The sequence below is a fragment of the Desulfosediminicola sp. genome, from assembly GCF_048381775.1.
GTDB lineage: Bacteria > Desulfobacterota > Desulfobulbia > Desulfobulbales > Desulfocapsaceae > Desulfopila > Desulfopila ganghwensis.
This window is the reverse complement of record NZ_JBLXGE010000010.1, coordinates 96,116-120,119: the sequence shown is the minus strand read 5'-3', so window position 1 is coordinate 120,119 and position 24,004 is coordinate 96,116. Positions and strand designations below refer to the sequence as shown.

The following is a 24,004-nucleotide window of genomic DNA, read 5'->3' as shown; positions in this document are numbered from 1 at the left end:
ATCGAACAGGCGTTGCAGAAGCTGACTTTCCCCAGGAAATGCAGGTTTTAAACATCAATTATACCCCGTAGAGCGTCACGAATTATGGCACAGAAAGAAGACAAGCTGTTGAGCAAGGGATACGAATTTTCCAGCGTTGAAGAAAAATGGCTGCAGAAATGGACCGAAGAGGGCTGTTTCGATGCCAAAATGGAGGATGGAAAGCCATCGTTTTCCGTGGTTATCCCGCCGCCTAACGTGACCGGTGTACTGCATGTTGGTCATGCCCTGAACAATACTCTGCAGGACATTCTGGTTCGTTACCACCGCATGTGTGGTGATAACACCGTCTGGGTACCGGGAACCGATCACGCGGGGATTGCCACCCAAAACGTGGTTGAGCGTCAGCTGGCCACAGAAGGTAAAGGACGTCATGATCTCGGCCGCGACGCGTTCATCGAGAAAGTATGGGAGTGGCGCAAAGAGAAGGGCGGCACCATCGTCAACCAGCTCAAGAAGCTTGGCGCCTCCTGTGACTGGGAGCGAGAGCGGTTCACCATGGATGAGGGCCTCTCTGATGCTGTGCGTGAGGTTTTTGTCCGCCTGTATAAAGAGGGGCTGATCTACAAGGGCGACTATATCGTCAACTGGTGTCCGCGTTGTCACACCGCGCTGGCCGATGACGAGGTTGAACACGAAGATACCAAGGGCAAACTCTACCATGTCCGCTACCCGTATGCTGATGGCTCAGGCTCAGTAGTTGTGGCCACCACCCGCCCTGAAACCATGCTGGGCGATACCGCGGTTGCTGTGCATCCGGATGATGAGCGCTACGCCCATCTGGGTGACATTGGTATCAGGTTGCCGCTTACTGACCGCGTCATTCCGGTGGTGTATGACCACCATGCCCAGATGGAGTTTGGTACCGGTGCCCTGAAAGTCACCCCTTCCCACGACCGCGACGACTACGAAATCGGCCTGCGCCATGATCTGCCGCTGCTGAAGGTGATGGATGACAAAGGCGTGATGAACGAGGAAGCGGGAGAATATGCAGGTCTTGATCGTTTTGAGTGCCGCAAGAAGATTGTGGCAGACCTCGAAGCACAGGGATTTCTGGTGGAGATCGAGGATTATGACCATGCTGTCGGTCACTGTTACCGCTGTAAGACCGTAATTGAGCCGACCACCTCCCTGCAGTGGTTCGTTTCCGTTCGTCCGCTGGCAGATAAAGCGGTTGCCGCGGTGCGGGACGGCGATATCAATATTTACCCTAAGACCTGGTACAACACCTTTTACAGCTGGATGGACAATATCCGCGACTGGTGTATCTCCCGCCAGATCTGGTGGGGACACCGCATCCCGGCCTGGACCTGTGAAGATTGCGGTGAGCTGATCGTTGAATCAACCGACCCGACCAGCTGCCCGAAATGTTCTTCGACCAAGTTGGTTCAGGAAAATGACGTACTCGACACCTGGTTCTCTTCTGCGCTCTGGCCATTCTCCACCATGGGCTGGCCGGAAAACACCAAGGAATTGCAGACCTTCTACCCCACCTCGGTGCTGATCACCAGCTTCGACATCCTGTTCTTCTGGGTGGCGCGCATGATGATGATGGGCATCCATTTCATGGATGAGATTCCATTCAAGGATGTTTACCTGCATGCCCTGGTTCGCGATAAGCATGGCAAGAAGATGTCCAAGTCCACCGGCAATGTAATTGACCCGTTGGAAGTTATGGCTCAGTACGGAACAGACGCCATGCGTTTTACCCTCACCGCTTTTGCTGCCCAGGGCCGCGAGATCAAGCTGGATGAGGACCGCATCGAAGGCTACCGCCACTTCATCAACAAGATCTGGAACGCGGCGCGTTTCGCGTTGATGCACGTGGGTGAATGTGACAATTCTGTTAAGAAGGTGGTGGAGAACCCGAAAGAGTTGCCGCTGGTTCACCAGTGGATTCTCTCCCGCACTGCCACCACCATCGAATCGGTGCGCCGGGGGCTTGACGAGTATCACTTTAACGAGGTGGCTTCTGCGAACTACCAGTTTATCTGGGGTGAGTTTTGCGACTGGTATCTGGAGTGGATCAAGGCGGATCTGTTCAGCGATGATCCCAAGGCCAAGGAACAGGCCCAGGGCGTACTGCTCACCGTGCTTGAGACCATCCTGAAACTTATCCACCCGGTTACTCCGTTTGTTACCGAAGAGATCTGGAGTGCACTGCCAGGCGAGCGTAGCCCGCTGATGACCAGCGAGTTTCCGGAATTGCAGGAGAGCTGGAAAAATCCTGAAGCCGAAGCTCAGATGGAGCTTTTGATGGGCGTGATCACCGGTATCCGCAATATTCGTAGTGAGGCTGAGGTGCATCCTTCCAACAAGATCGACGCCTTTGTCAATTGTCCGGATGAGACCCAGCGCACAACTATCGCCAACTTTGCTGCGGCCGTCTCCGACATGACCCGCCTCAGCTCGTTTACGGTGCAGGAGAGCGGTGAAAAACCTGATGATGCCGGAACCTATATTTACAATGATATAGAGATATTCGTACCACTGGCGGGTCTGGTTGATGTGGCTGCCGAGCTTGAAAAACTGGCCCGTGAACGTAAGAAAGTCGAGGGCAAGCTGAAGCAGGTGAACGGCAAGTTGGGCAACGGGAAATTCCTGGCCAATGCACCGGACGCGGTGGTTGCCAAGGTCAAAGAAGAAAAAGAACAGCTCGACGCGAAACTGGCCAAAATTGGTGAAGCTGAAGAGCGTTATAAAAAGATCGGCTGATTAGATAAGGAGAGAAAATGGATAAGAACCTCCTGCGTAGGCAGATCGCAGCTTTTCTGACCGAGGATATCGGTAGAGGCGATCTGACCAGTGAGTCGATATTTGGTGCAAACGAGATGGGCAGCGCCCGTCTCGTTGCCCGTGAAGAGTTCGTGGTCGCTGGTATTGGGGTGGCGAAAGAAGTATTTGCCCTGCAAAACAGTGACATTGTCTGTAGCGAGACTGTGGCCGAGGCTACAAAGGTCGCAGCAGGTGATGTTGTGCTTGAGGTCTCCGGACCGGTGGTCGATCTGCTGAAGGCAGAGCGAGTTGCCTTGAACCTGTTGCAACGCATGTGCGGCATTGCCACGCTCACCTCCCGTTTTGTAGAGGCTGTCGCGGGGCTGCCGGTACGCATTACCGACACCCGCAAGACCACGCCTGGGCTGAGAATGATGGAGAAACACGCCGTGCAGGTGGGTGGCGGCTCCAATCATCGCTTCAACCTTACCGACGGAGTGCTGATCAAGGATAATCATATTGCCGCTTGCGGTTCTATTACCGAGGCTGTGAAAAGAGTCCGGGAGAAGGCGCCGCATACCATTAAAATTGAAGTGGAAACGGATACCCTCGATCAGGTCGAAGAATGTCTGGTTTGTGGTGCGGATATTATCATGCTCGATAACATGAGCCCGAAAATGATGGCAGAGGCGGTGGGCAAAATTGACGGCAGGGCGCTGGTTGAGGCGTCAGGCGGTGTCAATCTTGAAACCGTGCGGGCCATAGCCGAAAGTGGTGTTGATATTGTCTCGGTGGGAGCCCTGACGCATTCGGCTCCCTCGTGTGATATTGGTATGGATTGGTTGGATTGATCGGTTGTTGTCTAGTATTTCTGGTGTATTCAGTGTATCTATTTGAGAATATTACTTGATTAAAATCAGATTTATATGCGATAGTAGGAAAAAATCCCGATACTTATAAGAGCTACAGGTTTTGTGGGATAATTCTGAGACCGAGAAAAGAAGAGGAAAGTCACGATGCGTTGTCCTAAATGCGGCTACATATCATTCGATCATCTGGAAACTTGTTTAAAGTGCAATAAGAAAATCAAGGGTATTTCCAAAGACCTGTCTGGTTCTGTTCACAAAGTTGCTGTGCCGGTTTTTTTAAGCTTTGGTGCTGGTTCTGAGGACGCGGATGATTCGTTTGATGCTTCCGGAACATTTGTCGATACCGAGGATATGCTTCTGGATGATGAGATCAGCGATCCGGATCTCGATATCCTGCTGGACGAGGATGAACGACAGGACGAAGAGATCGCTTTCGAGCTCTCCGACGATGAAGAGGACAGTCCTGATGAAATCACGCTCGACCTTGGCCAGGATTTTGACCTGGGCTTGCCTGGTGATGATTCCAAGGTCTTGGAGGACGAAGAGGAAGGCGGCATTTCACTTGATTTCGGCGATTTCGAGTTTGAAAGTGATGAGTTATCTATTGATGAGGGTACAGACGACGAGCTGCCGCCCCCCCCTCTAAAAGAATTGCCATCAGAATTGAGTGACATTTCCGACCTCAAAAAGCCAACACCTGCAGAGGTCGTGGAAGACGAGGACGATCTTGAGCTGAGCCTGGACCTTGATTTTGGCCTCGACGAAAAAGAAGACGTAGTAGATGAATCTCCAGGGCAAAAAAAATCACCTGCTGAACCGGATGAAGAAGAAAGTGAATTGGAAAAACTTTCTCTGGACGATCTTGACCTGAGCCTGGACCATGATGACCCGGAATCAAAGAAAAAACCTGCAGACGATGAGATAGAGGAAGACGAGGAACTTAATTTTGATCTCGATCTGGGTGATCTGGATCTTGATCTTAAGTAGGGTTTTTGCATAAACTAAAAAGGCAGACAAAAAGCGGTTGACACCCTTTCTGATTCTGTGTAAAAAAGCCTCTCCAAAACGCGATAGCGATTTTGCGGTGCCGAGATAGCTCAGTCGGTAGAGCAACGGACTGAAAATCCGTGTGTCCCTGGTTCGATTCCTGGTCTCGGCACCATTTAGATAGAAAGCCCTTTCAGCAACATGCTGGAAGGGCTTTTTTCGTTCCTGTCTCTGTCTGGTCGTGTTTGAGACGTTTTTAAATTGCCTGCAGTTATCGTGTGTCGTTCATTAAGTAGGATAATCCTCTGTTCCAATGTTGGTGGAGATTCGTTCACGTGTTGGCGCATCTGCTTTTATTGCGTAAGAGTATATCTCTACTCAGTCCGAGCTTTGAAGATCCTATAACCTACCCCAGTTGAAATGATTTAATATCGGAGGAATGAACGACACTGTCGTGGTATGTTGCAAGCTACCTAACAACCTCGTGGCAAGTTGCAAGCTTTCCCCGGCAAAGGTTTTTAGGAGTAGGGTCAACCTGCCGAAATCCCGGGCAGTACCAACTTTATCAGGAAGAAGGTTCATATTTGTAACGTGAGTTCTGAATGAGGTTAAAAAAAACGGTGGCTATATCCAATTCCACACATTTTGTTGAAGAGCTGGATTTAGTCCAATGCGCTTGTTGAAAACAAAATGGCCAGTTAGTCCTAAGATCAGCCTACTCATTTGAAAGATGTTCAATCTTGTTGAAAAAATTAACGTAATCTAAATTGTGTTAAAGAAAAGGGAGTAGGTCATGATGAGGGAAATTTTATTTAATATAGGTTCTAAACCCAATATCCCAATCGGACTGGGCACCAAACCCTCCCAACCAACTATTATCACTTGTCCCTTCCATGTATCTGGTAAAGGTTCTGCCTCCTGCGTATTGGTTTCCAGTGTTTCCATTAAATTTAGCTCTTGCGTAATGGTCACAGCGTAACACCAAGGCTAAGACATCGCCTTTGGCTACAGGTATTCCATGTTTTCCCAAATCAATCCAAATATAGCCAGATTCGACTGAGGTTAATAAGTTATCCCACGGTATTTTTTTGTGGAACAATACTTTGTCCCAGTCGTTGGTCTCTAGCGGTACACCATTCTCATTAGTTGGCCTTATATCGAATAAGAAAGTACCTGTTCGGTCAAGTAATTGCACATCTATATGCACTTCTTTCAATGATCCATTCATGTTGACTGAAAATGTTTGCGCAAGGTCAATTTTGGGATTTATATCTTCAACCGTCCCACTGGCTAAAGACCCATCATGCTTAGTATTATGAAACTGGTCGAGCTTCAAAGTGTAGTTTTTATCTTTTTCATGTTCCATCGTTTTCCCTCATAGTATTTTGTTAACTTTGCAAATTGATTACTTGTTGATTTATTAGCTGCCAAGGGTGCTGCCTTGACGGCCAAGAGTGCGACAAATTATAAGCAATCTGCGGTGGGAGACCTTTTTTGCCCTGTAAAAATATTTATTTTAGAAGCCGAACACTCCTCGCCTTTAGCCTGAGTTGTTTGCGATGCAGTTCCAACCTTTCTACTTGATTAAAATAAAATTATTTCTCATTTAGAAATTTCGTTCAGTCGAGTAAGGATACGGCACGGATCGTTTAATATCGACCATTTGGATTTCGCTTCTTCCACACTTAGTCCTTTAGCGTCAGGAGAAAAAACTATTGGACAAATCACTGCGTTTATGCCGGGGGCATTTGCTTCTCCAATCCAATAACCTATATAATCCCCTGCCTCGCTTTCTAAAAAAGCAACTCCATCATCATGTAGAATCTTTAAAAAATATTTGTTTTTATTTCCAAATGCTAGATATTCAAAGTCATCTGATTTTTTATCAATTATTAATTCACCAATAATTTTTCCTTCTATACTCATGTTTTCTGTATCAATTGGTTTTTCTGAATATAAAAATCTGCTGGTGTTACACAATTGATGGTTCTGTGCATCAACCGAATACACAAAGTAATTGTATAAGATGCTATCCCTCTTTGAATTGAAAGAAGAGAATGCCGAAGGAGATGATTGTCTTCCTATGTCTACACCAATTGTTTGAGATATAATCCCTATGACACAAAGCACGACCGAAAAGGACATAAAGAAATATATAGATTTTAGAATATCAGGTCTAGGAGTTTCGTGCTTTTGCTCCTTGGTAAGCAAGTGGTATGCAAGGGCAGCAAGAAGGAATCCAAGACCAATAACCCCAATCTGCAAAATCTTCAACACGTCCATATTCGTCCATTCCATTATGGAATCTCCAAGTCTAGTGTTCCATTATATAACATCCCAAAACCTAAGCTGGAGTCACGTAATAAGTGCAACACGTTGACCAGTAAAAGCTTCCTAAGGTGTTAAGCCATCCAATACTTTTCTTGGCGGGAGGTTCAGAAGGAAAACCCTTCCTGAATATCCCCATTAGACAGTGTAGTGAGATCAATTTTCTTTGGCCGCAAACGGCGGAGACGACCGTTTGTGTTTTCATTGGTTCCACGCTGCCAACTTGCATATGGTTTGGCAAAGTACGTAGCCGCTCCAGTCTCCTTTGAAACTCGATCATGGTCGGTAAATTCACCGCCATTATACAGTGTTACTGTCAGTGCTGAGTGCACTTTGCCGAGCATGCTAATTAGTGCATCAGCCACAGCTTCTTTGCTTTTACGAATCACACGTTGAGCTAAGGTAAAGCGACTTATCCGGTCAACCAATGTAACCAGGCTTGCATTGACGGCATGAACAAAATCACCTTCCCAATCCCCAAGGCGCGATCTTTGTTCGACAACATCTGGCCTTGAACTGATGTCTACTCGATTGGGAATAGCTGCTAAATCAGCCTTTCTGTAACGTTTGCCACCCTGCCAGCGCTTTTTCCCATACCGTGGCAAGCGGGTATGGAGCAGGCCACCTTGCAGGCGATCCTCACTGATACGCCTGTAGATTGTCGTGTAACTGGGTCTGTTTGCCCCTGAGCATTCAACATCCATACGGGCACTGATAGCAGCTGGTGACCAGCCAAGGGCCAGGGTCTCTCGTATGATTGTATCTGTTTCAGGATCACGTTTATCTGCTTTGACTGCATACCGTTTACGGTCATCGCTGAATACTTGGGCAACTTGGGGATCATAACCCTCTTCGATACTGTTTCTTTTCAGTTCACGACTGATGGTGCTGCTGCTGACTCCCACTTCTTTGGCTCATGGCAGCTTTACGCAGGCCGTAAATCTGGTATCTTTGCTGTTGGGTGAGTTGGTGATAGTGCTTGTTGTGATTGTTCATGACAGACCGTGGTTAAGTGTGAGAGCTGAAACCATATCGTCAACTCATTCACTTTTCAAACTTCAGTCTGTTGCACTTATTGTATTACTCCAGCGCTCCTCGACGTTTCAAGTGGATTTCAAAATTGAACCTGCCGGGCTGGCAATCAATGGAGCATGTGGTTCTGAAATCATTGGACTAAGAGGAGTATCATCGACCGAAGAATGATCATCATTTCTACGACATTAGGATTCGCAATTCCGGAAATTACCGTGAAACTAGGCAGTTAGAGTTCTACGTACATCTTTCTGTTTTTGCTAAAAGTAAGAAGGGACAATGAAAAAAGAGAAAACAAATAGTATACGATAAGTGTTTCGTAAGGAGAATAATCTGTCAATGCCACAGAGTGGTGTAAAGAGAGGGCATGGCTTTTTGGGGCTCTTTCGAGGCAACTTCGAAAACGAAGTTAGGAACATTGTAATGCGGAATTGCTGGCTACTCTAATTGTCAAAAAAGACAGGATCCTCGACGTTTTGAGTGGAAAGGCGCTAAAACAGTGACATGGCGTCGCCTCATAGCCCAAACATCTCGAATACAGCCAGTTACCAGCACAAAGCACGAATCTTCTTCCAGGCTGGCTAGAACCTTTTAGCGTAAGTTAGTAAATTCGCAACACCCCGTGCCCTCACATGTTTTACTCTCTCAATCAACCCTTTTGCCAGATTGAGAAAGGATTGATTGAGAGAGTAAAACATGCCTTAATCCACAGGAAATGTCGAAGAACCCAAAAACAATATGTTCTAAGTTCAGCAAATGTTTCATTCAGAAAGTTGAATAAGAAAACATTTTGGAATTTTACAGGATAGGTCTAAGTGGCCCCGCTTTTAGGGTCACTTAGATCAGAATAGATAAGGTGGATCATCTACACCACGAATACCATTGACGTGGTGTATTGCCAGTTTCGTATGCTGACCAACCAAGGGCGAGTTCTCGAACTAGGACATCCTGTTCAGGCTCCTGTATCTAGGCATCCAGAACACCCAAAAGAAGTTGACCATGCACATTCGTAACTGGTCGCTGGCCCGTTTTCAATAGGGTATATTCTTTAAGGGGCGATTCGATAAGGAACTAGGGATATAAGAATATGGAGACTTTAAGTATCAGTATTAAGGTGTTGATCCGTTCCACCGCAAAACTGCCTCTCGGAGGAGCATTAGTGAGGGGCCCATTCTCAACCATGGCTTTCACCTCCATGCACTGATGGGGTGGCAATAGGGCCGTTGTGGAAGATGATACAAAATTTTGAATATTACCAACGTGGTGCCGAGATAGCTCAGTCGGTAGAGCAACGGACTGAAAATCCGTGTGTCCCTGGTTCGATTCCTGGTCTCGGCACCATTTAGATAGAAAGCCCCCACAACAAGTTAGTTGTGGGGGCTTTTTTTTTTGCTGTCTTTGTCTGGTCGGCCTTAAAGGTGAAAAGCTAGCCCGGATATTTCACGACTTGAGACGGTCTGCTAGCCGAGGAGACTTGAGATTCACAATAGTTATGCATGTGATTTTCAAAAGCGATGCTGGATAGCGGCCTGTATCGACTTGCCCCGAAAGTGTGAAAATCTCAGTACCTATTCTCGATTGACTGGTTGCAAATTGTATCCTTCAGAACTGCCTACAAAATGCCCTCAACGTATTCATTCTTATAGTTAATTTTCTATCTATCCGCAATTTTCATGAAATATTCGGGCTAGGAGGCGTGGGGGATACAGATGAGATCTTCTGGCTGGCCGGAATACAAGGAGCCGGCGGTTGACGGCAAATCGCTGCAAAGCCGGTTTTGGGGGAGGTTCGTTCGGAAAATGTCAAAAAAACCAGTAATTAGTTGGTAAGTCCACTCCCGCTGCACCTCTACATGGCAACCACGGAGTGGGAAAGAAAAAAGTTGTCTACAGCGATACTGATGGGGAAGGAGAGTAGCTATTGCCTGGGTGCCATGAGTAGGATAGGCTCATTTTTCAGGTTTGCTTGAAAAAGCGATTACGTATCACCTCACCTTCGAAACGCTGTTTTGTCCGGATCGTTGTCATTGCATGAATGGACAATCCCGATTAGCGCCGTTCCAGTTTCCGGTTTGTGCAGAAATACAGATAGAGCTGTCCCCTCTAATATGGCAGGAGAGGTGTTTGATTTCTATTCGGGAAAATCGTGCAGAGTGTCATTTTTTTCGGCAATCAGCCAGGAGGTGTTAGAGAATAATCATTTTTTCTCAGATCAAGGCGTCTTACAAATATAAGCACAGTTGTGAAACAGATATTGCGAGCATTATTTTTCTAAAACAACGAAGAGCTGGAAAAAGGGTATTCTCGGATAGCATGCTCATGATTTTTTCCTATCCATTATGCAAATATGTACCGTGAATTGCAGAAAATTTACATCTCGCGGAAAACTACCTCCAACCGGCAGGTTAGAATATGTTAGGAATAAAGAAGTTCATCAGTTACATTTTATGCTAACAAACGTACTGCGTTCATATGATGATGAAGGTGGAATCACACTGTATGAGGTACGTTGTTTTGCCTATTTCATAAGTTGTTGAATACATGAATGTATTTAATTTTGTTGAGTAATAAATATTAATAACCATCACATTGAACACAGAATATATTCAAATGATATCCCGTCATCGGTTGCACCGCAACAAGAGAAGCCTGCAGGTTGTTTGGTCGGTTTTGTTGCTTTTGTTGTTAGTTGTTTTTGCGTTGCCAGTGCAGGCTCGGACTCAACCTGAGAAGAAGGTGCTTCTCCTGAACTCATACAGCTACAGTCATAAGTGGACACGAAATATTACTGAAGCTGTGAGTAAATCTTGTACCAATGACTCAGGTGTGGATCTGGTGATTGAGTTCATGGATACGAAGCGGTATCAATTCCCTCAACATTTTGAAAGCCTATTTAAGCTATATAAAAGCAAATATAAAGATACTGTATTTGATGTAATCATCACTTCAGACGATAACGCTGTCAATTTTGCTCTGGAATACCGGCAGGCGCTATTTCCTGAGGTTCCGATCATATTTTGCGGCGTCAATAATATCGCACTGCCGGAGAGGCCTGATTTTGTAAATATTACCGGAATGTTGGAAGTAGTAGGTATAGGCGAGACTTTAGAGCTGATCTCCAGGCTTCATCCTGATTTGACAGGATTATACATAGTGAATGAGCCCAATACTGTCTCTGGTAAGGAAGCACATGGAAGTTTTGACCCTCATCTTGCTCGGTTCAGCAACCAATTTACATCGTTCTGGCTTGAAAATTTATCAGATGAGGAACTGAAGCAAACTCTGGTCGATTTAGACCCTAACAGTGCTGTCCTGCTGCTATCATTTTTCCCTGACGAAGAAAATAAGACGTTCACCATCGAAGAGGGCGCTCGCTTCATTTCCGCAGCATCACCAAGGCCCATTTATTCGATGTGGGAGTATTTTCTCGGCGAAGGTATTGTCGGGGGAATGCTTACCTCTGGTACCTATCAAGGCTTTGCGGCCGCAGAAATGGCTATGGATTTGCTTTCCGGCAAGAAAGCGGACACTATCCCTGTTGTTTCATCCTCTGTAAATCAATTCATGTTTGATTATACTCAACTCAAACGTTTCGGCATCAACATCGATGAATTGCCCCAAGAGAGCATAATCATAAACAAACCTTCAACGACCTTGATGAAATATCGATACCAGTTGCTGATTGCAACTGTCATCATCGCGATGCTGGTTTGTATCTGTTTTGTGCTGGTGATGACTATCAAGGCCAGACAAGTGGCGGATGCAAAGCTGAAGAACGTCAATTTACAGCTTCAAAACCTGCTGACTACACGGGAAGAAGAGCTCGATCAGATCAAGCGTACAGAGCAGGCTCTTAAGGATTCCCAGCAGGCGACGGAAGAGGCAAATAAGGCGATGCGGTTGAATATGGCCCATCTGCGCACCCTGGTTGAAACAATACCGGATCTTGTCTGGCTCAAGGACAAGGATGGGGTATTCCTTCTGTGTAATCAGCGATTTGGGCGTTTTTTTGGTGCTTCGGAAGCGGAGATCGTAGGAAAAACAGACTTCGATTTCGTTGACAAGGACCTGGCCCAGTTTTTCAGAGAAAATGACAATGCAGCGATAGCGGCGGGTAGATCTGTCGTCAATGAAGAGACTGTAACGTATAAAGATGACGGTCATATTGAGGAACTTGAGACTATTAAAACACCTATGTACGATGATCAGGGAAACCTTATTGGTGTTTTAGGAGTAGCGCGTGATATTACGAAAAGAAATCGCATTGCTGAAGAGCTGAAGGAAAGTGAAATGAGGTTCAAGGCTCTTCATAATGCATCGTTTAGCGGAATACTTATTCATGACCAAGGAGAGATTATTGACTGCAATCAGGGGTTTGCAGATATTTCAGGATACACGATGCAGGAACTTGTCGGTATGAATCCATTGCGGCTCATTGATATCCCATTCCGGGATACAGTCATCAGTCACATGCAAACAAGTCACGAAAAACCCTATGAAGCTATGGGTATTCGAAAGAATGGCGAAAAATTTCCTATACGGCTGGAAGCGAGAAATATACCCTACCGTGGAAAGACTGCAAGGGTGGTTGAGATACGTGATATTTCACTTCGTAAAAAGGCTGAAGAGCAGCTTCGTGACAGTGAGCTCAGACATAGGGTGATATTTGAAAATTCTCCATTAGCAATGGTTCGTTTCAGTGCTGAAGGAAAGATCCTGGACTGCAATGACCATTTCGTTGAGTTGATGGGGAGTTCCAGAGCGAAGTTGATTGATTTTGATATGGTTGGCAGAACCAACAAAATCATGCGTGATTCCCTGGTAACAGCTCTTCAAGGAACACCGTCTTCCTATGAAGACTACTATACTTCGATCACAGGCAATAAAAAGACCTACCTGCATGTGCAGTTCAATCCAGTGAATATTGGCCAGTCGCCGACAGAGGTCATTGCAACGTTGGAGGATTTCAGTGATCGTAAAGAAGCACAGGACAAGCTGCGCCAGGCCAAAGAACAGGCCGAAGTGGCAAGCCATGCAAAATCCGAGTTTCTGGCGAATATGAGTCATGAAATTCGTACACCACTTAATGGTATCGTCGGCATGTTAAAGCTGCTCCACACCACCGATGTCGATGAGGAACAGCGTGAATATCTCGACAAGGCTGAAAAGTCGTCCAGGCGCTTGACGCAATTACTGTCGAATATTCTCGATCTCTCCCGTATAGAAGCGGAGAAACTTCAAATAGAGGAAAATGAGTTCAGAATTCAGGATCAAAGGGAGGCGGTACTGGAGACTTTCGGGGGGCTGGCCGGCGAGAAGGGACTGAGTTTGAAATTTGAAATTGACGATAATATGCCATCTGTTCTGGTGGGGGATGGCATTCGGTTAGGGCAGATTTTCTTTAATTTAGTGGGAAATGCCTTGAAGTTTACAGAAAGTGGGGGAGTAACGGTTAACGCGTATCAACTGCCTGGTGGAACCGAAGATTCAATTCGTGCCCTGTTTACGATATCTGATACGGGAATAGGGCTTTCCGATGAGAATATCAAGACGATATTTGAGTCATTCGAACAAGTCGAAGGGCAGTATGCGCGGCAGTACCAAGGCGCAGGATTAGGCCTTGCCATCGTCAAGAAGCTGGTAGCTTTGATGCAGGGCACCATTGCGATTAGTGATGTTGAGGGTGGCGGCACTTGTTTTTACGTTTCCTTACCATTTCGCTTGTCTTCAGCCAAAGGGCATGAAATTTCTGAGTCATCATATGATTGGTCATGGGACGTTGACGGAAATCGGAAAATTCTGGTGGCCGAGGATGATGAGATAAGTCTGTTGGTGATGAAGAGCATCCTGGAAAAGATTGGCTATCAGGTGGCAACTGCAAGCAATGGTGAACAAGCCCTCAAGCATCTTAAAGAACATGTAATTGATCTGGTAATCATGGATGTGCAGATGCCGGTCCTGGATGGCATAGAGGCAACCCGGGCTATACGATCCGGCAAGGTGGGGGAGAAAAACAAGAATGTGCCAATAGTCACATTAACCGCCTATGCGATGAACGGAGATGGGCAAAAATTTATGGACGCTGGCATAGACGGATATCTAACCAAACCAGTTGAGGTCGATCAACTCAGTGTGATGCTCAAAAGGCTTATAGACAAAGAAGAGGCGATGGGGATAGGGGGGTAACCCAGATAAACGGGACTCTTTTTAGTCCCCCCTCAAGGGGGTAAGTACCTTGGGTGTATCCCTTAATGTATTGGTTTGAAAAACAATTTCAGTATTTTTTTTGGTTGTGAACATAGATTGCTATCGGAGTTAGAACGCCAATCGAGGATTGGCAGCATCAACCAGAACATGGTGGTGTCGTGGCTGACGCGGAACAAGGATAAGGGGGCCTGCGCGAGCAGTTCATCCACGTGATCGACATTATGCCCACGATTCTTGAGGCAGGCGCCATCGAGGGCACCAGCTTCGCCTACACCTTCACCATGCCGAACATTTGCTCCGGCGCCGTCTCCTTGAAGCGTGACCAGCGCGGATGATCTTGTTTTGGGCCGAAGGTAGGCTCCTCAATCTGGTTCCCGGTTCGGGCGACCTTGGGACCGTGTAGCGTATGCCAGTCAAGGTCCTCTTCCTTCACTTTGCCGTCTAATCTGTAGCGGATGGAAAAGTAACCATCGAAGCCGACACCATGCTCGCAGTGCTATGCAAACGATATCTCGTCCCACATTCTCTGTGTTAAATGAGATGAATTTCAGTGAAGATATATACAGATAGTTATCTATTACTGCTGTGGGATAATGGAGGGTTGATGAGGCGGGATGAAGTATTATGAGAGTAGAAAAAACGGACTGAAAATCCGTGTGTTCCTGTTTCGATTCCTGGTCTCGGCACCAACTATATATAAAGAGGTTAGATCAATTTTGATCTAACCTCTTTATTTGTCCGGGGTATGCTCTTATCCAGGGCACGTGAGGGAGGAGGTCTGCTTTAGAGAGTTTCCGGATTGGCTCAGTATGCTCTGCTGAGATATACATAGGGAGCTTTTTTTGGTAGTAGTGGGAGCACTCAAAAGAACCTCGTTATGCAGATTTATCAAGAACAGCGATTTTATCAGGCTTTTATAGAGGCAAAAGGTGTTGACACCCCTGAAGATTCTTTGTAAATAGTCTCCCACACAACGCGCTAACGCGGTGCCGAGATAGCTCAGTCGGTAGAGCAACGGACTGAAAATCCGTGTGTCCCTGGTTCGATTCCTGGTCTCGGCACCATTTAGATAGAAAGCCCTTTCAGCAACATGCTGGAAGGGCTTTTTTCGTTTCCTGTCCTGTTCTTGTATTGTAGCAAAGCAGAGCTGCAAAATTCAGATCACCAGCGCAGTGGTTTCAGGGTAGATCTCCACTTTCAGGGGACCTATAAGTGTCTTTGTGGTTACCCAACAAGTGTCAAGATCAGGAGACACAATCAATAATCATGCTGCTAGTCCGGTTGATTGTTTCTCTTCTGAATACGAACATATTTTTTACCTTGAGCGACCTTGCCTTTTACAGCCTTAGGCAGTTTTGTTTTGCTGAGCTCAAATACCAGGCTGCCAACAACATCGGCTGTCAATTCAAGCTTTTCGATGCTGGCATAATCAATGTTGTCACGGCAGGTATGCATGATCCACCCAAATTCTTCGGTCTCAACACCACCATCCGGTTCTATATCCCAGTTCATCCATTCAAAATATGCTATGGGGATGCCAAGAAGCCTGAAAGGGACATGATCACTCCAGTCTCCAGTAGTGCCATATTCGAAATAGTCTGAACCTGGACTTGTCCTCAAATCGTAGCCAATTCGATTACCTATGCTGAGGGCCAAATCTCTAACCCAGCCTGGATTATCATCCACCCCTGAGTAAACATAGAAGTAGTCTCCTGAACTCACCGAATCCAGATTGATCATAGCAGCAGTATTCTCGATTTCCTCTTCTGTCATCTGATTTGCATAATATTGTGATCCGTGAAGCCCCATTTCCTCGCCACCAAATGCAATGAATCTGATGGTACCTAGGGTTTGGTACTCCGTAAGGGTCTCGGCAACTTCTAGCATTACACCAACACCTGATGCATTGTCTCCAGCACCGGTAGATATTTCACCGGTATCACAAATCCTCTCAGAAACTGAATCGTAGTGCGCACCAAGAATGACAGCCTGATCGAACTTTCCTTCTCTGGTTGCAACGATATTAGCCGATTCGTAGGTTTCCCCTCCTCGCTCATAAGTGAAAGGTTGAACTTCAACGTCATAGCCCATGCTCTCAAACTCCATAATCACATAGAATCTTGCTTCCAGTTCTGCAGGTGTACCCGTAACCCTGGCTCCAAGCCCTTCAGCGAGGTTCTGGACATGTCTATATGCCGACTCACCTGTAATCTGTACCGGAATTTCAAGGCCGGATTGGTTTGCAGATAATGGTGAGCTAATGCTAAATATTGCTAACGAAACTGCCAGAATTCCCCAAACGGTTTTTCTCATGTTTGCTCTCCTTTCAGATGTAATGGGTTGTAAATTGTGTATTTAGAATGCAATTGGCTGTCTTTTAGAACAAGTGAGTGGCGGCATTCTAAGAGCAAGTGCGAGGTGTTAGGTTGTTAGGATCCAAACATGATTCTTCAATATTGTAAAGAGATACATTGTTACTATCAGATATAACCCATCGGAACTTGATAAAGCAGAGACAGCCGATAGGGTATTGGAGCAAAAATCCGTGTGTCGCTGGTTCGATTCCTGGTCTCGGCACCATTTAGATAGAAAGCCCTTTCAGCAACATGCTGGAAGGGCTTTTTTCGTTTCTGCCTCTGTCTGGTCGTGTTTGCAGACCTTTTTCAATTGCCTGCAGTTATTCTGTGTCGCTCATTAGGTAGGATAATCCTTTGCGCCAATGATGGTGGAGATTCGTTCACATGTTGGCGCATCTGCTTTTATTGGGTAAGAGTATATCTCTACTCAGCCCGAGCTTTGAAGATCCTATAACTCTACCCCTGTTGAGATGATTTACTGTTAGAGGAGGAATGAACAGTAGAAACCTATAATTAGAAAAATGTAAGGAAAACAGAATCTTCGATATAGCAACATTAATAGCTCTACTTGAACTGGATCAAGTTTCTATCAAAAGCATCCTTCAGAAAAACATGGAAGCGAGGTTTTATTATGCTTATTCAATTCTCTTCATAGCTTCTCGGTCCCTCGTCTCCACAACTTCCAAAAACTGCTTACCTCAGCTAGAACAATTTTCTAGCTGTGCTAGCAATTGGGGATAGTCAGTAATGATTTTCCCCACACCTTCTTTTAGAAATCGGACCATGTCTTTTGTATCATTGACTATGTATAGATTTACTCGGCAACCGTGCTGTAGCGCTTTCTCAATCTGTTCTGAATCTATAAAATTTGCATCAGCGTTATAGACCGCAAATTCATAATTTCCCCAATTGTGTATCAGAAGGGGGTATCCGCCAATAAGTGCATTAACCTCTATATCAGGTTGAAGTTCATTGATTTTTTTTAGATAAAGGTGATTGAATGAAGAAATGGAGAACATGCCAGAGGCAATTTGCACCCTATCGAGCAAAGAGAGAACTTTTTCCACAATAGGGAAGTTGGCAATTGCATCGGGCAAGCTCTTTATCTCTATATTGATAAATAACCTTTTTTGTTTAACAAATAATAGTAGTTCTTCAAGTAGCGGTATGGGGGTGTTTATCATAGCTTGCTGCTCCTCCAAAGTAACTTCACCACTTTTGATTGTTGCAAAAGGGTCGATCTCAATGAACCAGGAGCCAGCGTCTAGTGTTTGGACCTCCTTCCAGGTGAAGGTGTGTAGCGGGTCTTCTTTTCTTTTCGGAAAAATCTCACTGATATCTGTAGTTCGCATGAAAGTGTCATCATGGAAGAGAATAAGTTGACCATCTGATGTTACGGAAACATCAGTTTCAACTCCATGAGCGCCCGTTTGCCATGCCTTAACAAAAGCTGGCATGGTGTTTTCTGGAGCGAGGCTGCGAGCCCCACGATGGGCAATATTATAGATATATTTGCAGTTTAGCATAATAATCGATATGGTACTTTTACTGTAACTCATTCATGAATTTAAATACCAGGTTTCTTTACCTCGTAAAGCAGGGAATGATGTCGAAATAGCACTATCGACATTTGCTTCCCAAATCTGCACCCAAGATTGGTGAAGAGGCTGAGTCCACAACTCAGGATGTCGTTCGTCGTCGACTGTGGAAGAGTCGGCGCTTTTATTTTTGAATGGTAGTCCAGATGTAGATGGTGCTGGGTTGCTTGCATAGATCCTGATTCGGTCAAAGCAGTGGCAGTCAAGAAAAAACGATCAGACGAATTTTTTCCGTGTGAACCAGAGCTTCAAACCAGGTTGATGTGAGCTAGTCTAAGGAGCTTCGAACATGGGCTGAGTCCAGTTTATTGATTTGTTCAATTTGTACTAATTTATGTTGTATAATATTTTCTTCAAAAACAGCTAAATGAAAAATATAATCATTGAGGCGAGATTTCAGTATGACCATTGATAACTCGAGCAACGTCAATTTCAGCGAGACAAAGATAAATACGGGTCAGATATGGCCCGATTGGTATCAAAGCTTGAGAAAATTTCGGACCTCTAATAACCTGAAAGCTACCTGGCAAGTAATTAACACGATAATCCCTTATGTCTGTTTATGGTATCTATCGATCCGATCGATACAACTTGACTATCCGTCGATATTGATAATATTTATTATCATGACAACAGCTGCCTTTCTAGTCCGGATATTTATTTTGTTTCATGACTGTGTTCATTATTCGTTATTTAAATCCAAGAACACCAATAGATTTTTCGGCTACTTCTTCAGTGTTTTTTTGTTTATTTCATTTGCAGATTGGCGTTTTACGCACCTCAGACACCATGGGAAATACGCTAATCTCGATTCTAGAGGTTATGGAGACGTATGGACCATGACAAAAAAGGAGTATGAAAACACAACAACGTTGCAACGTTTAAGATACAGACTCTTCCGTAACCCTCTGGTGATGTTCGGACTCGGAGTATTCTTGCTTAGCAAGCGGCCCTCATATTTCATGGTAAAACCCAGAGAGCGTATAGACATTCTTTTTACCTATCTAGTCATCTTTACTATAGCATTTGCTGTCTCAAGGATTACAGGATGGTCTACATACTTTCTCATTCAGCTGCCGGTGCTGTGGCTTGCTGGTGGTTTTGGAATCTGGTTGTTTTATGTCAACCATCAGTTCGAGGGGGGATACTGGGCACGCAAAGGCGAATGGAATCCATTTTTCGCCGCTATGAAGGGTAGCTCTTTTTATAAATTGCCAGCTATATTGAACTGGTTTTCCAGTAACATCGGTTACCACCACGTTCATCATTTAGATCCAAGAATCCCCAACTACCACCTTAGATGGTGTTACGATAGTATTTCGGAATTACAAGATATTACACCAACTACTATTACCAAAAGCTTGGATTGCTTCCGATTGAAATTGTGGGATGAGGATTTACGAAAAATGGTGGCATTCCCTGGATAAGTGAATTTCAAATTGAGACACTAAGAGGCTGTCCGAGGATAGACAGCTCGTCTCAAATCGAGGATATTTGACAATAACAAGCGGAGACATATGTTTGATATTTCGAGCATTGTTATTATCTAAATGACGAAGAGTTGGGGAGAAAGGGAATTTTCGGACAGGCTCCCAGGGGCCAGCCAATTTAAAGCCGAACATACCTTGGGAGAGGCTAAAGTATTTTTTTTCTTATCCAATTGCTTCGCTATTTTAGCCGATGTAGCAATGTAAGCGACACAGAATAGCTCCTTTAACTCACTATTTCTAAATCCTAATAACAACGGAGAGAGAATACCAATGGGAGATTGTTACAATAAAATCGAAATTCATTCTCCAATCTCAGATGTTTGGAACACCATTAGCAATTTCCATGACATGACATGGGCCACTGGTGTAATTATTAATGTCAGCAAGATCGGAGACAAAAAGGGAACTGAAATCGGTGCAAAAAGGGTTATTAATGGTGTGATTCATGAGACATTAACCAACTTTGACCCTAACACATTTACTTTTTCATACAGTATTGATCACGGGTCAGGGCCCATTTCCAATTTTGTGAGAAATTATTTTGTAGTAGTCAAGCTCACTTCTACTGAGAGCGGTACTCTCGTACAATGGCATTCAAGTTTTGAGTCTGATAATGACAATGATGTTAAGGGCTTTCTTTATCCCATGTATTCTACACTGCTTTCAGCTCTCAAAAAAACACTTTCAGATAATCAACGATGCGAAAATTAGGTGAGGCAATGTGGAGGAAAATAGACCACTGCGCTGCGGCAGTAATACAATGAGCGAATAGCTTGAAGTTTCATATCCGGCCAGCAGAGCTGGATTAGTACAATAAGTGCAACAGACTGAAGATGGAAAAGTGAGTGAGTTGACGGTATGGTGTCAGCTCCTATACTTAACCAAGGTCTGCACTGTATGAAACAACACAAACACTGCCGACAACTCACTCAGGAACAAAGATACCAGATTTCAGGGCTACGTAAAGCCAGGATGAGCATGAGAACCATTGCAGAAGAAGTTGGAGTCAGCTTCAGCACGATAAGCCGAGAGCTTAAACGAAACTCCGGTCCTGCCGGATATGATCCTTACATTGCACAAAATCTGAATGAAGCAAGAAGAGCTGAAGCTCAGAAAAATCACAAGAGGTCTACAGAGATAAACCGCATCATCAGTGAATCCCTGCTGTTGGGATGGTCACCTGAAGCGATTAGCCACAGAATGCAAATAGAACTGCCTCCTGAACTGGCCTTATGTCACAGCACAGTATATGCGAGGATCAATGAGGATAAGGCTCGTAGTGGTACTTTATTCAAGCGGCTGCCGAGGTTTGGCAAGAGACGTTGGAAAGGAGGAAAGAGAAGAAACCAGGCAGGAGCCTCGTTGATTCCGAATCGTAGGGATATATCTGAAAGGCCGCCAATAGTGGATGAGCGCAACCGTGTCGGTGACTGGGAAGGTGACACAGTACATGGCCGCAATGGGTATCTGGTAACGCTCGTTGACAGGATGAGTAGGTTTACTCTTGTTAAACGTATTGCCAGAAAAACCAAGGAGCAAGTCGCTTCAGTGATGACAAGGTTGCTCAGTAAAGTGCCATTGGTAAGGACAGTTACCCTGGATAACGGTTTGGAATTCGCTGCTCATGCCGAGGTTGCAGCGGCAACAAATGCTGACATCTGTTTTGCGAAACCACATGCCAGTTGGCAGCGAGGCACCAACGAAAATACAAATGGCAGGATTCGACGTTTCTGGCCGAAAGGGTTTGATATTTCGGTTCTGTCTGAGCAGGAAATAGAGGATAGGATTTTATTGCTAAACCTAATACCGAGAAAAGTACTCGGAGGACTAACTCCTCTGGAAGCCTTTGTAGGTAAGAGTGTTGCACTTATTACTTGAATCTAGCGACCCCGATAAAGGCGTAGATCCCGGCACAGTTTGGGAAGATGTGCCGAATGACTGGATATGCCCGATTTGTGGGCCTCCAAGGGCGATTTTGAAAAATAATAAAGATTGTGACTACGGTAATTATTAGTGTTGCGACATAAAGGGCTATTGAACCCGAAATGTTATGCCGTGCTCTCTTATACCGTTATTACCGTAACCCAACTTATTCCAGGTAGCCTGCATTGGCTGTTTTTCACCATTGCGATCTGTTGCTCGGGACAAAACCGTATAGCTTCCCGGTCGGGAAATGCTATAGACATATTGCCATTGCCTCCATGCGAATGGCTCATCTGGACCTATGAAAGTTGCAAGTTGCCAGGTATTTCCGTTGTCCGTTGAAATCTCCACTTTATCTACGTCTGTTTCACCTGCATAAGCAGCACCCAAAATCGTGACTGTACCAATTGGTAAAATTTCATCTATTTCCGGCTGAGTAATTATGGATTTTATGGTGATTGCGTCTACGGTGCTCCCGGTTTTCTGGTTTTGTCCCTTGTCATGTATGCGGTAGACATCATCCATGTAGAACCCCCTGAAAGGTTCGCTCAGAAGAGTTATTCTTCTCAACCATTTGACGCAGTTGGCACCAGTCCATCCAAGAGCCAACGCGCGAAGAGGAAAGCCATGTTTAAGTGGAAGTGGATCTCCATTCATTTCGTATGCAAGTAATGTGGAGGACATAGCTTTTTTCAGTGGAATGCTGCGGATAAACTTGATCTGAGCTTTGCCCAATGGCTTATCGAATCCTTCGAATGCGACATGATGGGCATTTGACGCGACACCTGCTTTTTCTAAAAGATCTTTCAACCAGACACCACCCCATACAGCGTTCCCTACACCGCCTATTGTCCATGGATTGCCTGAAGCTTTTTGCGTAAGCAGGGATCGGCTGTTGCCCGAACATTCCATCGTATTTGCTGCAATTGCTTTTGGCATACGCAACAGAGTTTCGAAATCGATAGTCAGAGGCGCTTCAACATCCCCATCAATGGTGAGTCTCCATTCAGACAGTTCAATTGCCTTTTCAGGTATTTGGCCCTGATTTCTGTCAAAGAACACATTATTTGCGGTTATCCAAGATTTCAAATAATGTCTAGGTGTCTCAGCATTTAAAGGTCTTTCACTCATTACACGCATTGATTTGTTCATCTTAGAACCTCCGCTGAGTTTGACAAATGAAGACTGTTTCAAATTATCTGTTTTTTAGAGGATATGTTGTTCTCGTATCGCAATCAAGGGGTGTCAACCTAAAGACCACAGGACTGGTTCTCAAAATTTCCGATAAATCACCAGTGAAAAGATAATTCGAGATTATCAATCGAGAGGAATGCTCTATTCTTCCAGCATCGAACTGCTGATAGTACTTTCGTATCAGCCACCCTGATCAAGCCTAAACAGCCCCTTTGTCGGAGAAGCTATACCTGAGAATGTTCCAGCCTGTCAGGAGCATCCTCACCGCATGGATTGCAGTTTTTTCAAATAGCCGAGGGGATAGATTGTTTCTCTGCTTGGAGAATGTTACGGTTATAGAACTGACTCAAGAAAACGGTTGGGCAACCTATGCTATTGCAGATGTGTGGAAGATCTGCAGAAATATAATTGGTGAGAAGAGGGGTGGGCTATGAAAATTCTTGATACTGGCGGAATTAAGGAGCTTATGTTAGGCAGTTTCGTTGCTGCAGTATGTTTTGGCGCTCCCGTATTAATGAAATATACGTTTCCTGAACCTACGGCAATACACGAGGTGGTTAATGAAATGCCGTTTCTCGGTTGTCTGATTGTTGGTTTAACGTTTATCAGACTGTTGCAGCGCAAGAAGAATCTCGAAAAAGATACATAAAACTAATTAGTATGATTACGTTTTTGGCGACCCCACATTGAGTGAGAATAACCAGCACTCTTTAAAGGATAGAAGAGACTACTTTACTGTCAGGCATTACAACAGTGTTGCCTCCCAAGTAAGATACCGGAATGTTTTCCCCAAATTATGTAATGTTCCTGTAAGAACATACATTCATCAAAACAAAATAGCAGTACAGTTATAACAAACAGAAGTGGGTGCGGTAAATTGGACCATTAGCTAAGGTGGAGTCAAAAGATCAAAAAGGACTTCACTCATGACCAAGAGAAGGAAATTTCAGCCGAATTTAAAGCAAAGGTTACCCTCGAAGCCCTGGTGTATCGCTTCTTTTTCATTGAAATCTCCTGTGTCCAAGTATGTTAACTCGTACTCCGGAAATTTCCAATTCACGCTGAGCCTATATATACCCAAGCCGTAAATTCGGCATCTTTGCTCTTGAGTGAGTTGGTGATATTGTTTGTTGTGATTGTTCATGAAATACCGTGGTTAGGTGTGAGAGCTGGAACCATATCGTCAACTCACTCACTTTTCACCCTTCAGTCTGTTGCACTTATTGTATTACCCCAGCAATGAGCATAACAACAGTCGATCTGTTC

General features: G+C 44.9%; 15 protein-coding genes and 4 tRNA genes. 13 read left to right on the top strand and 6 right to left on the bottom strand.

Annotation, left to right across the window (positions count from 1 at the left end; genetic code table 11):
* The first annotated feature begins 84 nt into the window (after positions 1 to 84).
* The 4 genes from ACN5NT_RS16525 (at position 85) to ACN5NT_RS16510 (ending at position 4,785) form a co-directional block, all read left to right on the top strand.
* A complete protein-coding gene (locus tag ACN5NT_RS16525) occupies positions 85 to 2,754 on the top strand; it encodes a valine--tRNA ligase (RefSeq protein WP_419176152.1) in 2,670 nt (889 codons plus the stop codon).
* Positions 2,755 to 2,771: 17 nt separating this feature from the next.
* Positions 2,772 to 3,605, top strand: coding sequence for a carboxylating nicotinate-nucleotide diphosphorylase (nadC, locus tag ACN5NT_RS16520; protein WP_419176151.1), 834 nt, complete (start codon positions 2,772 to 2,774; stop codon positions 3,603 to 3,605).
* A 165-nt stretch (positions 3,606 to 3,770) separates the two neighbouring features.
* A complete protein-coding gene (locus ACN5NT_RS16515; protein ID WP_419176150.1) occupies positions 3,771 to 4,610 on the top strand; it encodes a hypothetical protein in 840 nt (279 codons plus the stop codon).
* Positions 4,611 to 4,709: 99 nt separating this feature from the next.
* Positions 4,710 to 4,785, top strand: a tRNA-Phe gene (locus tag ACN5NT_RS16510).
* Positions 4,786 to 5,418: 633 nt separating this feature from the next.
* On the opposite strand, the gene ACN5NT_RS16505 is transcribed toward ACN5NT_RS16510, so the two are convergent.
* The 3 genes from ACN5NT_RS16505 to ACN5NT_RS16495 all read right to left on the bottom strand — a co-directional run bounded on the left by ACN5NT_RS16505 (position 5,419) and on the right by ACN5NT_RS16495 (position 7,843).
* Positions 5,419 to 5,976, bottom strand: a complete 558-nt coding sequence (locus ACN5NT_RS16505; protein ID WP_136799471.1) for a hypothetical protein — start codon at positions 5,974 to 5,976, stop codon at positions 5,419 to 5,421.
* A gap of 236 nt (positions 5,977 to 6,212) precedes the next feature.
* Positions 6,213 to 6,908 carry a hypothetical protein gene (locus tag ACN5NT_RS16500; protein ID WP_136799472.1) on the bottom strand — a complete coding sequence of 232 codons (696 nt, stop codon included), beginning with the start codon at positions 6,906 to 6,908 and terminating at the stop codon, positions 6,213 to 6,215.
* Between the two features lie 137 nt (positions 6,909 to 7,045).
* On the bottom strand, positions 7,046 to 7,843 hold the full coding sequence (locus ACN5NT_RS16495) for an IS30 family transposase (protein WP_419176149.1): 798 nt from the start codon (positions 7,841 to 7,843) through the stop codon (positions 7,046 to 7,048).
* 1,392 nt (positions 7,844 to 9,235) lie between these two features.
* On the opposite strand from ACN5NT_RS16495, the gene ACN5NT_RS16490 reads away from it, so the two are divergent.
* The 4 genes from ACN5NT_RS16490 (at position 9,236) to ACN5NT_RS16475 (ending at position 15,240) form a co-directional block, all read left to right on the top strand.
* Positions 9,236 to 9,311: transfer RNA gene (locus ACN5NT_RS16490), tRNA-Phe, on the top strand.
* Positions 9,312 to 10,765: 1,454 nt separating this feature from the next.
* Complete coding sequence (locus ACN5NT_RS16485) at positions 10,766 to 14,155, top strand: PAS domain S-box protein (protein ID WP_419176148.1); 3,390 nt, start codon at positions 10,766 to 10,768, stop codon at positions 14,153 to 14,155.
* Positions 14,156 to 14,784: 629 nt separating this feature from the next.
* Positions 14,785 to 14,865 (top strand) — tRNA-Ser (locus ACN5NT_RS16480).
* Between the two features lie 299 nt (positions 14,866 to 15,164).
* Positions 15,165 to 15,240: transfer RNA gene (locus ACN5NT_RS16475), tRNA-Phe, on the top strand.
* Between the two features lie 208 nt (positions 15,241 to 15,448).
* Here the strand turns inward: ACN5NT_RS16475 and ACN5NT_RS16470 are convergent.
* Together ACN5NT_RS16470 and ACN5NT_RS16465 are read right to left on the bottom strand one after the other, a co-directional pair.
* Positions 15,449 to 16,489, bottom strand: coding sequence for a M20/M25/M40 family metallo-hydrolase (locus ACN5NT_RS16470; RefSeq protein WP_419176147.1), 1,041 nt, complete (start codon positions 16,487 to 16,489; stop codon positions 15,449 to 15,451).
* Between the two features lie 742 nt (positions 16,490 to 17,231).
* On the bottom strand, positions 17,232 to 18,059 hold the full coding sequence (locus ACN5NT_RS16465) for a glycerophosphodiester phosphodiesterase (RefSeq protein ID WP_419176222.1): 828 nt from the start codon (positions 18,057 to 18,059) through the stop codon (positions 17,232 to 17,234).
* Between the two features lie 473 nt (positions 18,060 to 18,532).
* Here ACN5NT_RS16465 and ACN5NT_RS16460 point away from each other — a divergent pair, with 473 nt between their 5' ends.
* The 4 genes from ACN5NT_RS16460 (at position 18,533) to ACN5NT_RS16445 (ending at position 21,635) form a co-directional block, all read left to right on the top strand.
* A complete protein-coding gene (locus ACN5NT_RS16460) occupies positions 18,533 to 19,558 on the top strand; it encodes a fatty acid desaturase (RefSeq protein WP_419176146.1) in 1,026 nt (341 codons plus the stop codon).
* A 333-nt stretch (positions 19,559 to 19,891) separates the two neighbouring features.
* Positions 19,892 to 20,332 carry an SRPBCC family protein gene (locus ACN5NT_RS16455; protein WP_419176145.1) on the top strand — a complete coding sequence of 147 codons (441 nt, stop codon included), beginning with the start codon at positions 19,892 to 19,894 and terminating at the stop codon, positions 20,330 to 20,332.
* A gap of 147 nt (positions 20,333 to 20,479) precedes the next feature.
* On the top strand, positions 20,480 to 21,499 hold the full coding sequence (locus tag ACN5NT_RS16450; RefSeq protein WP_419176144.1) for an IS30 family transposase: 1,020 nt from the start codon (positions 20,480 to 20,482) through the stop codon (positions 21,497 to 21,499).
* Complete coding sequence (locus tag ACN5NT_RS16445; protein WP_419176143.1) at positions 21,480 to 21,635, top strand: rubredoxin; 156 nt, start codon at positions 21,480 to 21,482, stop codon at positions 21,633 to 21,635. The genes ACN5NT_RS16450 and ACN5NT_RS16445 overlap by 20 nt, the downstream gene beginning before the upstream one ends.
* Positions 21,636 to 21,652: 17 nt before the next feature.
* Here ACN5NT_RS16445 and ACN5NT_RS16440 read toward each other — a convergent pair whose 3' ends face one another.
* Positions 21,653 to 22,696 (bottom strand): sulfite oxidase, encoded by a 1,044-nt coding sequence (locus tag ACN5NT_RS16440; RefSeq protein ID WP_419176142.1) that lies wholly within the window; start codon positions 22,694 to 22,696, stop codon positions 21,653 to 21,655.
* 472 nt (positions 22,697 to 23,168) lie between these two features.
* Between ACN5NT_RS16440 and ACN5NT_RS16435 the strand changes: the two genes are divergently transcribed.
* Entirely contained in the window at positions 23,169 to 23,387 is a 219-nt protein-coding gene (locus tag ACN5NT_RS16435; protein ID WP_419176141.1) for a hypothetical protein, read from the top strand.
* Positions 23,388 to 24,004 lie beyond the last annotated feature (617 nt).